At 66.2% G+C, this 14,790-nt stretch carries 16 protein-coding genes; 9 read left to right on the top strand and 7 right to left on the bottom strand.

Features of this window, described 5'->3' with window-relative positions; genetic code table 11:
* Positions 1-51: 51 nt before the first annotated feature.
* Complete coding sequence (locus tag G3545_RS28275; RefSeq protein ID WP_246702601.1) at positions 52-810, top strand: SDR family oxidoreductase; 759 nt, start codon at positions 52-54, stop codon at positions 808-810.
* A 20-nt stretch (positions 811-830) separates the two neighbouring features.
* Here the strand turns inward: G3545_RS28275 and G3545_RS28270 are convergent, their stop codons facing one another.
* Positions 831-1,766: a DMT family transporter gene (locus tag G3545_RS28270; RefSeq protein WP_170017613.1), complete on the bottom strand. Its 936-nt coding sequence runs from the start codon at positions 1,764-1,766 to the stop codon at positions 831-833.
* A 350-nt stretch (positions 1,767-2,116) separates the two neighbouring features.
* On the opposite strand from G3545_RS28270, the gene uvrC reads away from it, so the two are divergent.
* The 4 genes from uvrC to G3545_RS28250 all read left to right on the top strand — a co-directional run bounded on the left by uvrC (position 2,117) and on the right by G3545_RS28250 (position 5,919).
* Positions 2,117-4,249: an excinuclease ABC subunit UvrC gene (gene uvrC, locus G3545_RS28265; protein ID WP_170017612.1), complete on the top strand. Its 2,133-nt coding sequence runs from the start codon at positions 2,117-2,119 to the stop codon at positions 4,247-4,249.
* Positions 4,250-4,518: 269 nt separating this feature from the next.
* Complete coding sequence (pgsA, locus tag G3545_RS28260; protein WP_170017611.1) at positions 4,519-5,157, top strand: CDP-diacylglycerol--glycerol-3-phosphate 3-phosphatidyltransferase; 639 nt, start codon at positions 4,519-4,521, stop codon at positions 5,155-5,157.
* A 1-nt stretch (position 5,158) separates the two neighbouring features.
* On the top strand, positions 5,159-5,416 hold the full coding sequence (gene moaD, locus G3545_RS28255; RefSeq protein WP_170017610.1) for a molybdopterin converting factor subunit 1: 258 nt from the start codon (positions 5,159-5,161) through the stop codon (positions 5,414-5,416).
* A 20-nt stretch (positions 5,417-5,436) separates the two neighbouring features.
* Positions 5,437-5,919: a molybdenum cofactor biosynthesis protein MoaE gene (locus G3545_RS28250; protein WP_170017609.1), complete on the top strand. Its 483-nt coding sequence runs from the start codon at positions 5,437-5,439 to the stop codon at positions 5,917-5,919.
* Between the two features lie 121 nt (positions 5,920-6,040).
* On the opposite strand, the gene G3545_RS28245 is transcribed toward G3545_RS28250, so the two are convergent.
* Positions 6,041-6,928 carry a branched-chain amino acid aminotransferase gene (locus tag G3545_RS28245; RefSeq protein WP_170017608.1) on the bottom strand — a complete coding sequence of 296 codons (888 nt, stop codon included), beginning with the start codon at positions 6,926-6,928 and terminating at the stop codon, positions 6,041-6,043.
* A gap of 266 nt (positions 6,929-7,194) precedes the next feature.
* On the opposite strand from G3545_RS28245, the gene G3545_RS28240 reads away from it, so the two are divergent.
* From G3545_RS28240 to G3545_RS28225, 4 genes are all read left to right on the top strand, one after another.
* Positions 7,195-7,797: a MarR family transcriptional regulator gene (locus G3545_RS28240; protein ID WP_170017607.1), complete on the top strand. Its 603-nt coding sequence runs from the start codon at positions 7,195-7,197 to the stop codon at positions 7,795-7,797.
* 12 nt (positions 7,798-7,809) lie between these two features.
* Positions 7,810-8,547 (top strand): response regulator transcription factor, encoded by a 738-nt coding sequence (locus G3545_RS28235; protein ID WP_170017606.1) that lies wholly within the window; start codon positions 7,810-7,812, stop codon positions 8,545-8,547.
* A gap of 110 nt (positions 8,548-8,657) precedes the next feature.
* On the top strand, positions 8,658-10,040 hold the full coding sequence (locus G3545_RS28230) for an ATP-binding protein (protein ID WP_170018317.1): 1,383 nt from the start codon (positions 8,658-8,660) through the stop codon (positions 10,038-10,040).
* Positions 10,041-10,479: 439 nt separating this feature from the next.
* The gene (locus tag G3545_RS28225) at positions 10,480-11,388 is read left to right on the top strand and encodes an outer membrane beta-barrel protein (RefSeq protein ID WP_170017605.1); all 909 of its coding nucleotides are present in this window, start codon (positions 10,480-10,482) and stop codon (positions 11,386-11,388) included.
* 202 nt (positions 11,389-11,590) lie between these two features.
* Here the strand turns inward: G3545_RS28225 and G3545_RS28220 are convergent, their stop codons facing one another.
* The 5 genes from G3545_RS28220 to G3545_RS28200 all read right to left on the bottom strand — a co-directional run bounded on the left by G3545_RS28220 (position 11,591) and on the right by G3545_RS28200 (position 14,755).
* Positions 11,591-11,944, bottom strand: a complete 354-nt coding sequence (locus G3545_RS28220; protein WP_170017604.1) for a tRNA-binding protein — start codon at positions 11,942-11,944, stop codon at positions 11,591-11,593.
* Between the two features lie 23 nt (positions 11,945-11,967).
* Positions 11,968-12,648: a TetR/AcrR family transcriptional regulator gene (locus G3545_RS28215; protein ID WP_170017603.1), complete on the bottom strand. Its 681-nt coding sequence runs from the start codon at positions 12,646-12,648 to the stop codon at positions 11,968-11,970.
* Positions 12,649-12,859: 211 nt separating this feature from the next.
* Positions 12,860-13,684, bottom strand: a complete 825-nt coding sequence (gene proC / locus G3545_RS28210) for a pyrroline-5-carboxylate reductase (RefSeq protein WP_170017602.1) — start codon at positions 13,682-13,684, stop codon at positions 12,860-12,862.
* Positions 13,685-13,732: 48 nt separating this feature from the next.
* A complete protein-coding gene (locus G3545_RS28205; protein WP_170017601.1) occupies positions 13,733-14,230 on the bottom strand; it encodes a YbjN domain-containing protein in 498 nt (165 codons plus the stop codon).
* 258 nt (positions 14,231-14,488) lie between these two features.
* Positions 14,489-14,755, bottom strand: coding sequence for an accessory factor UbiK family protein (locus G3545_RS28200; RefSeq protein WP_170017600.1), 267 nt, complete (start codon positions 14,753-14,755; stop codon positions 14,489-14,491).
* Positions 14,756-14,790: the final 35 nt, after the last annotated feature.

Here is a 14,790-nt window from a genome sequence, read left to right as displayed (position 1 = left end):
CGCAAACATGCGCAAGAAAGAACAGGGCGGACGAGCTACGGAGGGAACGGCGTGCCGGAGATTCGAAAGGTGGCGCTGGTCACGGGCGGGGCGGTGCGTATTGGCCGTGCGGTAACGCGCGCTCTGGCCGCCGCCGGCTATGATGTCGCCATCCATATGCGCTCGGAGCGCACGGAATGCCTGGACGCGCGCAGCGAGGTCGAGGCGGCCGGCCAGCGCGCCGCCCTCATCTATGGCGAGCTCTCGGATCCGGCCGATGTCACCCGCCTGGTGCCGGAGGCCATCGCCGCGCTGGGGCCGATCCGGCTGCTGGTGAACAACGCCTCGGAGTTCCATCCGGACGCGGTCGGCAATCTCGACGTGGCGCGGTGGGATCGTCATCTCGCGGTGAATCTGCGCGCTCCGGTGTTCCTCACCGAAGCGCTGGCGAAGGCGATGCCCGCCGGCATGAGCGGCGCCGTGGTCAACATCATCGACCAGCGCGTGCTGAAGCCGACGCCGAACTATCTGTCCTACGCGGTCGCCAAGTCCGCCCTATGGTCGGCCACCCGCATGCTGGCGCAGGGGCTGGCTCCGCGCGTGCGGGTGAATGCCGTGGCGCCGGGGCCGACGCTGCGCAGCATCAATCAGAGCCTGGACGACTTCGCCCGCCAGCATGCCGCTGTCGCGCTCGGCCGCGGCCCGAGCCCCGAGGAGATCGCCAGTGCCGTGATCTTCCTCAGTGAGGCGTCCAGCGTCACCGGCCAGATGCTCGCCGTCGATGGCGGCCAGCATCTCGCCTGGGAGACCGAGGATACCCAAGTCGATTGAGGTTTAGCGCCGATTGAGGCTCAGCGCCGGCTGTCGGCAAGCGTGAACCAGCTGACGCTGACCATGACCAGGATGGCGCCGCCAAGTTCGAGCGGCGTCACCGTCTCGCCCAGTATCAAGACGGCGAGGATCATGGTGGCGACCGGGCTCACCGTGCTGATGGTCGAGTTCGCCTGTGCCGAGATGCGCTGCAGCGCCGCGTTCATCAGGAAGCTCGGCAACACCGTGGCGCCGATGGCGATTGCCACCGACAGCGCGAACAGATGCGGCGATACCGCCAGCGCCGAGATCGGCCGCAGGATGGCAAACTGGGTCAGCGTCGCCGCCGAAGCCGCGCCCATGGCGATGCAGGTGAACAGCTTTGAACCCATCTGCCCGATCACCTTGCGCGCGGTGAGCTGGTACAGGGCGAAGCTCATCGCCGCCACCAGCACCAAAGCGGTGCCGCGCGTCGCGTTCTGCCCGATCGCCGAGAAGTTCTGCATGAAGATCAAAGCGAGGCCAGCATAGCTGAGGCCGAAGGCCAGCAATGCCCGCCGCTTGATCGGCTGGCGGAAGAACATCGCGCCGAACAGCACCACGAACAGCGGATAGGTGAACAGGATCAGCCGCTCGAACGAGGCGGAGATATAGATCAGCCCGAGGAAATCGACATAGCTGGAGAACCAGTAGCCGAGCGCGCCGATGCCGGCAGCCTGCAGCACCAAAGTGCGCGAGGGCAGCTCCTCGCCGCGCTCGCGCATGGCGCGGATCGCGAAGATGCCAATGCCGACATAGAAAGGCAGCGACAGCAGCATGCGCAAGGCGAGCAGCGTCTCGGCATCGATGCCCTCGGCATAGGCAAGCTTGATGATGATGCCCTTGGCGGAGAACAGGATAGCGCCCGCCGCACCGAGCATATAGCCGGTCAATGGCAGGGCATCGGCCGCGCGCTGTTGCTGGGGTATCGTCGTCATGCCGTTCACCTCGGGCGGGGAGGCAGGCGAAGGTTCGCTGGCGGGGGATCCGGCATCGCGACCTTCGCGTGCCGGGGGAGAAATGATCGATCGCGCGATCAGCCGCCCGCCCGGACGCACAAGGCGCCGGTAAGGAGGTTAAGCAGGCCATGGGTGGCCGTATGGCGGGTCGCTATGATCATGAGGCCGTTTAGCATGTGCTAATCGCCAGCCACAATCCGCTCCCCAACGTCAGCTGCGCTGCGTTTTGTGCATGGATGGTGCGTGCGTAGTGGGCAACACCGTGTGTTGGGGACCGGCACCGCATGCCCCCTGTTCCCGGAGCAGGCGAATCCATATTTTAGCGGCGCATGACATCCCGCCCGAACATTCCCGAGCCCGACCTCGAGACCGATGACGACATCGTCGAACTCGAAGAGGAGGCGCTGCCGCTCATCGATGAGGCTGACGAGGCCCCCCCGCCGCCCGGTTCGCTCGCCACCGGCCGCGCCGCGATCCTGCGCGCCGTGAAGCACGCGCCGAACGGCGCCGGCGTCTACCGCATGCTGGGGGCGGACGGCGCGGTGCTCTATGTCGGCAAGGCCAAGAGCATCAAGAAGCGGATCATCGCCTATACCCGTCCTACCGGGCTCACCTCGCGCATCATGCGCATGGTGGCGGCGACCTGCGAGATGGAATTCGTCTCCACCGGCACCGAAACCGAGGCGCTGCTGCTGGAGGCCAACCTCATCAAGCAGCTGAAGCCGCGCTTCAACGTGCTGCTGCGTGATGACAAGTCCTTCCCCTATATCCTCATCACCCGCGACCATGTCTCGCCGCAGATCACCAAGCATCGCGGCGCGCGCAATCGGAAGGGAGACTATTACGGCCCCTTCGCCTCGGTCTGGGCGGTGAACCGCACCATCAATGCGCTGCAGAAGGCGTTCCTGGTGCGCTCCTGCACCGACTCCTTCTATGAGGCACGCACCCGGCCATGCCTGCTGTTCCAGATCAAGCGCTGCTCCGGGCCCTGCACCGGCGAGCTCTCGCATACCGATTACGGCGAGCTGGTGCGCGAGGCGCGCGATTTCCTCTCCGGCAAGAGCCGGGCGGTGAAGGAGCAGCTCGCGCACGAGATGGAAGCGGCGGCCGAGGACCTCGAATTCGAGCGCGCGGCGGCACTGCGCGACCGTCTCGCCGCGCTCTCTGCGGTGCAGGGCTCGCAGGGCATCAATCCGCGCTCGGTGGAAGAGGCCGACGTCTTCGCCATCCACCAGGAAGGAGGGGCGACCTGCGTGCAGGTGTTCTTCTTCCGCACCGGGCAGAATTGGGGCAACCACGCCTTCTATCCGCGCGCTGACCGCTCGCTGGAGCCGGGAGAGGTGCTGGAATCCTTCCTCGCGCAATTCTACGAGGACAAGCCCTGCCCCCGCCTCGTGCTGCTCAGCCACGACGTGCCGGAGGCCGAACTGCTGACTGAGGCGCTGTCCACCCATGCCGGCCATCGCGTCGAATTGTCGGTGCCGCGCCGCGGCGAGAAGCGCGAATTGGTCGAGCACGCCATGCAGAATGCCCGCGAGGCGCTGGGCCGCAAGCTGGCGGAAAGCGCCAGCCAGGCACGCTTGCTGGACGAGTTGCGCCTCAGCTTCGACCTGCCGACCACCCCGCGCCGCATCGAGGTCTATGACAACAGCCACATCATGGGCACCAATGCGGTCGGCGGCATGATCGTCGCCGGGCCGGAAGGCTTCGCCAAGAGCCAGTACCGCAAGTTCAACATCAAGTCGGACGACCTCACCCCCGGCGACGATTACGGCATGATGCGCGAGGTGCTGAAGCGCCGCTTCTCCCGTCTGCTGCGTGAGGAGCCGCGGGAAGAGGTAGCCCCCTCTCCCCCACGGGGAGAGGGTTGGGGTGAGGGGGAGAGCGCGGACGACACGTTTGGGCACGCCCCCCTCACCGACCCGCTTCGCGGGCCACCTCTCCCCGCTGGGGAGACGGAACAAACCCTCGCGCCACCCCCTGCCCGTCCCGACGATGAAAACTCCTCCTGGCCGGACCTCGTGCTGATCGATGGCGGCCTCGGCCAGCTCAAGGCCGCATCCGACGTCCTCGCCGAGCTCGGTATCACCGGCGTACCGCTGGTCGGCGTCGCCAAGGGGCCGGACCGCGATGCCGGCCGCGAGAACTTCTTCATTCCCGGCCGCGCTCCGTTCCGGCTGGAACCCCGCGATCCGGTGCTCTATTTCGTGCAGCGCCTGCGCGACGAGGCCCACCGCTTCGCCATCGGCTCGCACCGCGCCCGGCGCAAGAAGGACATCACGCAATCAGGCCTGCAGGAGATCCCCGGCGTCGGCCCAACCCGCAAGCGCGCGCTGCTGCGCCATTTCGGTACGCTCAAGGCGATCGAACGGGCGTCGCTCTCGGATCTCGGCGCCGTACCCGGCATCAATGAGGGCACCGCGAAGGCGGTCTATGATTTCTTCCACGCCAAGCCGGCGTGAGTCGCTCCGCTTCAACATCGTTCGAGGCTCGCGGAGCCTGTCCTCGGGCTTGCCAAAGGCAAGACCCGTGGGCGCTCGCAGGGATGACGTCGCTTTTATAGAGCCACGTCATCCTGAGGTGCCGCCGCAGGCGGCCTCGAAGGATGCTCAAGCCGAAGACCTCCCTCCAGCACCATCAAACCGAACACCTTTGCGGGACATGACGCCGCACGGATTGACGCGGGCCGCTTCGGTGTCTACCTCCCTTTGATCCGGAACCGGACGATCCCATGGTCGATGTCACCTCGAGCCGCACTGCTGCCGTCGAGTCATCGCCGGTAAAGCGGGGCCACGCCTTTGCTTTGCCGAACCTGCTCACCTATGGGCGGTGCGCGGCGGTGCCGCTTCTCGCCGCCTGTCTGTTCTGGGCGGACATCCTCGCTGGCGGCATCTGGCTGCGCTGGATTGCGCTCGGCCTTTATCTCGCGGCGGCCATCACCGATTTCTTCGACGGCTATCTCGCCCGCGCGTGGTCGCAGCAATCCGCCATCGGCCGCATGCTGGACCCGATCGCCGACAAGCTGCTGGTCTCGACCTCGCTGCTGATGCTGGCCTCCGACGGCACCATTCGCGGCTGGTCGCTCTGGGCCGGCATCGTCATCCTCTGCCGCGAGATACTGGTCTCGGGGCTGCGTGAGTTCCTCGCCGAGGTGCGCGTCAGCGTGCCCGTCACCCAGCTCGCCAAATGGAAGACAGCGACCCAGCTCGTCGCGGTCGGCGTGCTGCTCGCCGGCCCCGCCGCCGACCTGATCCTGCCCGGCACCACGCTGGTCGGTATCGTGCTGCTCTGGATTGCAGCCCTGCTGACGCTGTATACCGGTTGGGATTATTTCCGCGCCGGCGCCCGGCACCTGATCGAGGAAGGCTAGCTTGCACCTCACCGTCCGCTATTTCGCCTGGGTGCGTGAGCGCATTGGCCGCGAGGCGGAGGAAGTCCATCCGCCGGCCGACGTGCACACCGTCGGCGATCTCGCGGCATGGCTCGCGGGACGGGACGAGCGCTACGCCTATGCCTTCGAGAATCCCAAGGTGGTGCGCGCCGCCATCGACCGCGTGCACGCCAAGCCGGATACCCCGCTCGCCGGCGCGCACGAGGTTGCGTTCTTCCCGCCGATGACCGGCGGCTGAGGTCGCGCTAACATAGCCACATGTTCACGGTCAGTATCCAGCACGAGGACTTCGACGCCGCCGACGAAGCGGCGGCGCTGACCCATGGGCGCGACGATGTCGGCGCCGTCGTCACTTTTGTCGGCCTGTGCCGCGCCGACGCCGGCGATGGTGGCCCGCCGATCCGTGCGCTCACGCTGGAGCATTATCCCGGCATGGCCGAGGAAGAGATCGAGCGGCTGGTCGAGGAGGCCCGCGCCCGCTGGCCGCTCACCGGCGCCACTGTGATCCACCGCTATGGTCGGCTGGTGCCGGGCAACAATATCGTCCTCGTGGTCACCGCCTCCACCCACCGCGGCCCCGCCTTTGCCGCCGCTGAGTTCCTGATGGACTGGCTGAAGACCAAGGCGCCGTTCTGGAAGCTGGAGGAACGTGTCGGTGGTTCCTCCTGGGTCGCGGCGAAGCACGACGACGACGAGGCCGCCGGACGCTGGGTGCCGGCGCACCGCGACGCGGCGCAGTAGCGTCGCTCGGCTTCAGCCTCCTTCGAGGCTCGCTGCGCTCGCACCTCAGGATGACGTGGTGCTTTTAAACGAAAAGGGCCGCCCGAAGGCGGCCCCTTGAACTCACGGGAAGCGGCGCGACTTACGCCGCCTGCTTCTTCGGCTGCACCTCGGCCATATAGTCTTCCATCAGCGTGCGCGTGACGGGACCCGGCTGATAGTGGCGGCCGGCGATCTCCGACACCGGCGTCACCTCGGCGGCGGTGCCGGTGATGAAGCACTCGTCGAAGCTTTCCAGCTCCTCCGGCATGATGGCGCGCTCGATCACCTGATAGCCGCGGCGCTTGGCGAGCTCGATCACCGTCTGACGGGTGATGCCGTTCAGGAATGCATCGGCGTCCGGCGTGTGGATCACGCCGTCCTTCACGAAGAAGACGTTGGCCCCGGTGCATTCCGCCACTCGGCCGCGCCAGTCGAGCATCAAAGCGTCGGCGAAGCCGGCGCGCTCGGCGGCGTGCTTGGAGATGGTGCAGATCATGTAGAGGCCGGCCGCCTTCGAGGTCGAGGGCGCGGTCATCGGATCGGGACGGCGATACTTCGCCATGTCGATGCGGATGCCCTTCAGCCGCTGCGCCGGGTCGAAATAGCTCGGCCATTCCCACGCCGCGATGGCGAGATGGATGGTGTTGGCCTGCGCCGACACGCCCATCATCTCCGAGCCGCGCCACGCGACCGGGCGGAGATAGGCGTCGGTGAGCTTCTGCACCTTCAGGATCTCGCGGCAGGCCGCATTGATCTCGGCCTCGCTGAACGGAATCTCGAATTCCAGCAGCCGGGCGCTCTCTTTCAACCGGGCGGTGTGCTGCTCCAGCTTGAAAATCTCGCCGCCATAGGCGCGCTCGCCCTCGAATACGCAGCTGCCATAGTGCAGGCCGTGCGTCAGCACATGCACCTTGGCATCGGACCACGGCACCATCGCGCCGTCATACCAGATGAAACCGCTGCGTTTGTCGAAAGGCTCGCCTGCCATCGTCGTATCTCCGATGCACGTCCGGGCGTCCTTGGCGCGCTGCCCGGCACATTCTGGTTTAAGCGTTTCGGGCCGCCCACGCCACACCGGGAGATTTTGCCTCCCGGCTCAAATCTTTGCCTCGCGGCGCAACTCCCGTTATCGTTCGCCGGCCCCGAGAGGGGCATTATGGCGACCTCGCTTTTTAAAAGGGTTGGACGGCGCTGCCGAACGATCCTTTCGTTGAGCGGGGCTTCTGGGTAACGATCATAACGAAAAAAGTCAACATGGCTGACATAAATGTCCCGTCCCCATTCCGCCCTCACGAGGCGGACGTCCCGCTGGCCCAACGCCAGGGCGGTGCGGTTAACGCAACGGCGCCCGGTGCTGGAGCCGGTGCCGAGCCCATGATCGACCTGATCGAGCTATTGTTCTTCGCCTATCGCAATTTCGTGAGCGACCCCGACGACATCCTGCAGCGCTTCGGCTTCGGCCGGGCCCATCATCGCGTGCTGCACTTCGTCAACCGCCACCCCGGCATGCGGGTGACCGACCTGCTCGACATATTGCGCATAACCAAGCAGAGCCTCGGGCGCGTGCTGCGCGAACTGGTGGACCAGGGCTTCATCGACAGCCGCGCCGGCTCGTCCGACCGCCGCCAGCGCCTGCTCTACCTCACCCCGAAAGGCGAAGCGCTGGCGCGCGACTTCGTCAACTTGCAGACCCGCCGCATCGAGCGTGCGCTCGCCGAGTGCGGGCCCAATGCCCGCGAGAATGCCCGCCGCTTCCTCGTTTCGATGATCGACCCCGAGGATCGCGGCCCCATAGAGAAGCTCATCGCCCGGGCCGATCGCGCCGCCGAAGATGCGACGCGCGGCCGTGGCGGCTAACCGGAGCCCACCATGCTGAACCACACCGAGGCCGCTCCCGCCAGCGTGCGGCGCGGAACGAAACCGGCGGACGACGCGCCGCATCTGCTGGTGGTCGATGACGACCGCCGCATTCGCGACCTGCTCTCGCGCTTCCTCACCGAGCACGGCTACCGCGTCACCACCGCCGCCTCGGCGATGGACGCCCGCGGCCGGCTCGGTGGCCTCAGCTTCGATCTCTTGATCCTCGACGTCATGATGCCGGGCGAATCGGGGCTCGAGCTTGCGAAATCGGTGCGTAACGGCTCGGCCGTGCCGATCCTGATGCTCACCGCCCGCGCCGAGGCCGAAGACCGCATCAAGGGCCTGGAGATCGGCGCCGACGATTATCTGCCGAAGCCGTTCGAGCCGCGTGAATTGCTGCTGCGCATCGGCAATATCCTCAAGCGCTCCGCGATCCCGGCCAAGCAGGCGATCGAGAGCGTGCGCTTCGGCAGCTTCGTCTTCCATCTGGAGCGCGGCGAGCTCTCCCGCGATGGCGAGGCCGTGCGCCTCACCGACCGCGAACGCGAAATGCTGCGCGTGCTGGCCGAGCGTCCGGGCGAGACGGTGCCGCGCCAGGCGCTGGTCGCTCCCGGCGCCAATGCCGGCGACCGCGCCGTCGACGTTCAGGTCAACCGGCTGCGCCGCAAGGTCGAGCGCGATCCCGCCAATCCGGTCTATGTGCAGACCGTGCGCGGCATCGGCTACCGCCTGGTTGTCGCCACTTGAGCTTGCCCGAAACCCATCCGCTCCTCGGCGCAGCCCGCTCGCGGCTGCGCGAAGTGGTGGTCCGTGCCCGCCGCAACAATGAGCGCCTCGGGGCGTGGTTCAACCGCGTCATGCCGAAGAGCCGCTATGAAGCGCGGCTGCGCAAGGTGTTGGCCCGTGCCCGCCGCAACAATGAGCGCTTCGGCGCGTGGTTCAACCGCGTCATGCCGAAGGGGCTCTATGCCCGTTCGCTCATCATCATCGTCACCCCGATGGTGGTGCTGCAATCGGTGCTGGCCTTCGTCTTCATGGAGCGGCACTACAACACCGTCACCCGCCGCCTGTCCGCCGCGGTCTCGCAGGACATCACGGCACTGGTCGACCTCTCCCTCGCCTTCCCGAACGCCGCGGACCTGGAGCGGATCAAGGACATCGCCCAGGACCGTATGAACATGAATCTCGACTTCCTGCCCGGCCAGCATCTGCCGCCGCCGGGACCGAAGCCGTTCTTCTCCATCCTCGATTCCAATTTCACCAGCGAGCTCGGCAAGCGGCTGCGCAAGCCGTTCTGGACCGACACGGTCGGCAATTCGAACCTCATCGAGGTGCGGGTCCAACTCGATGGCCAAGTGCTGCGGGTCTTCGCCAAGCGCAGCCAGGCCTATCTGTCCAACTCCCACATCTTCCTGATCTGGATGGTGGGCACCTCGCTGGTGCTGCTCGCCGTCGCCATCCTGTTCCTGCGCAACCAGATCAAGCCGATCGAGGCGCTGGCCGATGCCGCGGAGGCGTTCGGCAAGGGCCGCGAGGTGGTGGACTTCCACCCGCGCGGCGCCCGCGAGGTGCGTGGCGCCGCGCGCGCCTTCATCGAGATGAAGCGTCGCATCGAGCGCCAGATCGAACAGCGCACAACCATGCTCGCCGGCGTCAGCCACGACATGCGCACCATCCTCACCCGCTTCAAGCTGGAACTCGCTTTCCTCGAAGATCGCGAGACCGACGCGCTGCGCAAGGATGTCGACGAACTGCAAAGCATGCTGGAGGCCTATCTCGCCTTCACCCGCGACGATGCCGGCGAGCCGCCGGTGCAGGTCGACGTCGCCGCCTTGCTCGACGACATGCGGGTGAACGCCGAGCGCCATGGCGCCCGGGCCAGCGCCAGCTTCCGCGGCGCCCCGCAGGTGACGGTGCGCGCCGACGCCTTCCGCCGTTGCATCGGCAACCTCGTCGCCAATGGCTGGCGCTATGCCAGGCGGATCGAGATCAATGGCGCGCGCGACGCCCGCTGGCTGGTGGTGACGGTCGACGATGACGGCCCGGGCATCCCGACCGACCGCCGCGAGGACGTGTTCCGTCCCTTCCTGCGGCTCGACGACGCCCGCAACCAGGATGCCGGCGGCTCCGGCCTCGGCCTCACCATCGCCCGCGACGCCGCTCGCGCCCATGGCGGCGACATCGTGCTCGGGGATAGCCCGCTCGGCGGATTGCGGGCCACCGTGCGAATTCCGGTCTAGCCAGGCACGCTATGGCGCCGTCGCCGGTGCGCTTCAGCTCTCCTTGAGACTCGCAGTACCCGCGCCTCCGCAGGACGCCATTCTCATAAACGGGGTCGTTTGAGGTGTCGGCTAAGGATCGACCTTTAAGAATGGTCACCGGAACCGTGCCCCTACGGAATAATGAAGTCAGGTTCGAGAGCTAGTCTCGACACGGACTCGCTGAACCGGGTGTCGGGACTGTGGCGGCGACGCATCACCTGCAAAACCGATTCTATTTATTTCTATTTCCCGAACTAGACGCCTTGCCGATACAATCAGAACGAGCCTAGAGTTGTAGTGCACTTTATAAACAACGATCTTGAGGCTGGTTCGCACATTTCGCGGATCGTTCCGTGGGCAGTTCACTGCTTCACGGGGGCGTGGGTTATTCGCCCATCGATTGGGGATCCTGGGGATTATGAAAAGGCTCGTCCTGATATTGCTGGCGACCGTGGTGTCCGCGCCGGCGGCATACGCCGCCGACCTTTCCGCGGCTTATCCCGTGAAGGCCGCGCCGGTGGTCCCGGTCGGGCCCAATTGGGCTGGCTTCTATGGCGGCCTCAACATCGGCTATGGCTTCAATGCGGGTGGTCACAGCACCGGTGGCCAGACCTATTACGAGAACACCACCCACGATAGTTTCGACACCGAGTGGTACACCAACGAGGGACCGTCCTGGAGAACCTCGGCGAACCTAGACGGCGTGATTGGCGGCGGGCAGATCGGCTATAATTTCGTCTTCCAGCCTTCCGTGCTGTTCGGCGTGGAAACCGACTTCCAATGGAGCGGGCTCAAAGGCGACGCATCCGCCTCCGACACGACATCCATTCAGCTCTTCCCGGCATTCGATCCGAACGACCCCAATTATTGGGCGGTCGAGGGAAACTCCAAGGTAACCCAGGAGGTCGAGTGGTTCGGCACCGTTCGCGCCCGTCTTGGCGTGACGACGTTCAATGACTCGCTGCTCATCTACGGTACCGGCGGTCTCGCTTATGGCAGCGTCCGGCAGAAGCTCAATTACACTGGCGGGTTTCTGCCCGACGCACAATTGGGGTTTGCCGGATCGCATTGGTCGGGTGAGGCTTCCTCCAGCGAGACGAAAGTCGGCTGGACGCTTGGTGGTGGCGTGGAATGGTTTCCGGCAGCGGCCAGCAATTGGTCGATCAAGGCCGAATATCTCTACACCGATCTCGGATCGACCAAGGTCGACCTTTCCACTCCTGCCTATAGGAACGACACCAACGCCGGCGGCCGCGTGGTCAACGCGTCCAACACCGCCGACGCGCAATGGCAGACCGTGCGGGTCGGCATCAACTACCACTTCTGAGAAGACGACCCATAATTGCGAAATCGACCGTCATCCCCGGCCAAAGGGGACCTATGGTCACCGTCTCTCGGGAGACGCCGAGGCAACAGCCTCGGCTTTCGCCGGGGATCTCGATACCTGACTGCGCCTTCAGAGGCCGAGATGGCCGGGACAAGCCCGGCCACGACAAGAAAAGGCGCGGCCATCCTCAAGGGAAGATGGTTCAGAACAGTCGCGCCCCGTTCGGCACCTCGCGGTCGGGCGCAAACAGCACCACTTCGCCCTCCATGTCCGGGAAGCCGAGGGTGAGCACTTCCGACATGATCGGCCCGATCTGGCGTGGCGGAAAATTCACCACCGCCGCGACCTGGCGGCCGATCAGGTCCTCCGGCGCATAGTGCACGGTGATCTGCGCCGAGGACTTCTTCACCCCGACATGCGGGCCGAAATCGATCATCAGCTTGATCGCCGGCTTGCGCGCCTCGGGGAACGGCTCGGCCTGGATGATGGTGCCGACCCGGATGTCGACTTTGAGGAAGTCGCCGAAGGCGATGGACTCAATGGGTGCCAGGCTCAAAGCGTCCTCCAATGCAGATTGCGTCACGCCGCCAGCGGCGCATCGGGTTCCGGCTCAGTGCGTGAACGGCGTCGCCGGCCGCCGCAGGTGGCGATCCGGCAGACATTGTGCATCAGGCCGAGCGCCCGCTCACCCTTGTCGAGCTCACGGTCGAGCGTCGCCATGGTGCGGGCAAGGCCGGGATCCTCGTCGCGCAGCCACACCGTCAGCACGCGGGCGAACAGCACGGCAAGCCCTTGCGCCCGCACCGCGCCGCGCAGGCCGGCAACGTCGATCTTCGCCGCCGCCAGCATCCATTGCTGCGAGCGCACGGTGAGCTTGTTGAGGCCGAGCGCGAACATCGGGTGGCGCCGCGCGCTCTCACCCAGCGAGCGCACCGCCGCCTTGTGCGGCGCCAGCGCATCGAGCCGGCGCATCAGCACGTCGAACAGCCGGTCGCGCGGCGACTGGTCATCCATGTCGTTGCCCTGGCTCGCCAGCACCTTGCGGTCGGTGTCGCGGATGAAGGCGGAGACCATGTCGAAGGTCGAGCCGAACGAGGCCCGCAGATCGGCGAGGCTCACCTCCGCCTTGTTGGCGACCTCGAGCAGGCTGATGGAATCGAAGGACTTCTCGCCGAGCAAGGCGAGGAAGGCTTCGAGGATTGCGTCGCGGCCGGCGGGTGCCGCCGCCGCGCCTTTGGAACCGCCGGGAGAACGTGCCATGGGAGCCTCCTCGCTTTTGCGTCGCCTCACCTGAAGCTATGCCCGCAATCGCCTCAGGAGAAGGGGCGAGAGCCCTATCCGCCGGATGGAATAATCCGAGCGATAAGATAGTGCTCTAGATGCAGTACGGTGGAGCATGTTCTCGTCGCAAAAGTCTCCCAACTTTTGCGGAACATGCTCTACATCATGACACGCGTGTCCAGGCCTCCATTCAACTCGCGAGTTCGCGCGAGCGCCGCGCCGCCGCCGCCACTGCTTCGGTGAGCAACGGGGTAAAGCCGGCCTTCTCGTCCATCAGGATCGCCAGCGCGGCGGCAGTCGTGCCGTTCGGCGAGGTGACGTTCTTGCGCAGCGTCGCCGGATCGATGCCGGTGCGGGCGATGAGTTCCCCTGCCCCGGAGACCGTCGCCCGCGCCAGCCGATCGGCCATGTCGGGCGCCAGGCCCGCGGCCACGCCGGCTTGCGCCAGCGCCTCGGCAAGCAGGAACACATAGGCCGGCCCGGAACCGGAGACCGCGGTGGCGACGTCGATCAGCGCCTCGTCCTCGACCCATTCCACCCCGCCAGTGGCCCGCAGCAGCGCGTCGGCAATGCTCATCTGGTCGGCGGTGACAGCACCGTTCGGCACCGCCACGGTGATGCCGCGCCCGATCGCCGCGGGCGTGTTGGGGATGGAGCGCACCACCGCCATGCCCGGCGCAAAGGCGGCTTCGAGAAAGTCCAGCGTGCGCCCGGCCATCACCGAGACGACGAGCGTATGGGCATCGGCGAGCGGCGCCACCTTTTGCAGAACGCCGGGTGCGACCTGCGGCTTCACCGCCAGCAACAGCACAGTGGGCGGGCCGCCATTCAGCGGATTGAGCGGAATGGAATGGTGCGCCAGCAGCGCCGCGATCTCCGGCGGCGGGCCGGGATCGATCACCGCGATGCGCGAGGGATCGAGCCCGAGCGAGAGCCAGCCTTCCAGCATGGCGCCGCCCATCTTGCCGGCGCCGACCAGTATGACGCGACCGGGAATATCGGAAAGGCTTGGCATGGCGGCACCCGCACGGCAGCTCCTTCGCTGGCCGGCGCGCGCCTGCCTTTACGCTTCGCCGACCGTCTCGAACAGCGTGGCGTCCATCGCCTCGCGCGCCGATTTGCCTGCCCATACGACGAATTGGAACGCCGGGAAATAGCGCTCCACCGCCTCAACGGCGCATTCCATCAGCACTTCCACCTGCCGGTCGGTCGCCTCCGCACCCGCCAGCAACAAGGCGTGGCGGAACATGATGACGCCTTCCTTGGACCACAGGTCGAAATGCCCGACCCACATCTGCTCATTGATGAGCGAGAGCAGGCGCAGCACTTCGGTCTTGCGCTTCTCCGGCACCTTGAGGTCGAAGGCACAGGCGACGTGCAGCGATTCCACCTCGTCCATCCATTGGAAGGAGACGTGGCAGTCGGTCCAGCGGCCTTCGAGTGAGATGGTGATCTCGTCCTCGGCGGAGCGCTCGAACGACCATTCGTTCAACGCCGCCATGCGCTCGACCTGATCGAGCGGATTGGCACGGGTCTCGGCTTCGAAATCGGTATAGGTCATGCTCGACCTCGCGAGGATGGACGCGGGGAGGGTCGAACGCACGCAACGCGAATACAGAGCCGGCGAACCACTTGAGATATCAAACGAATCGCCACATCACCCACTATATCGCGCTGAATGCGTACCTCGCTACGACCGTCTGGCCGCGATCGCCAGGGTGCGACCGCGTGTCTGGTGTCCGGGATTCGCCTGAATGCGGCAAGCCTCGAGAGGCCACGTCCACAGCCCAGGCAAAGCGACAGGCATTGCGTGCCCCGTTCAGTGTCCCGCCTCGAGTTTGGCGAGCCGCGTCTCGAGCTCGGCAATGCGAGCGGCGAGCCGCTCATTCTCCTCGCGCGCCGCACTGGCGAGATCCCGCACCGTGTCGAGTTCATCGCGGGTGACCACGTCGAGCTCGCGCAGGACGCGCTCCGCCTGCGAGCGCATCACGGTCTCGGCCTCGCGGCGCACGCCGGTCGCGACGCCGGCGGCGTCGTTCATCAGCCGTGCGAACTCGTCGAAGATGCGGCCGGTGGTCTGGGTCATGTCCTTCGTCTCCGGGCGTGTCGCCTTGCCAAGGG

Origin of the sequence: Starkeya sp. ORNL1 (assembly GCF_012971745.1) — a bacterium.
Lineage (GTDB): Bacteria > Pseudomonadota > Alphaproteobacteria > Rhizobiales > Xanthobacteraceae > Ancylobacter.
Note: the sequence above shows the minus strand (reverse complement) of the source record. Positions and strands in the feature narration are given on the sequence as shown.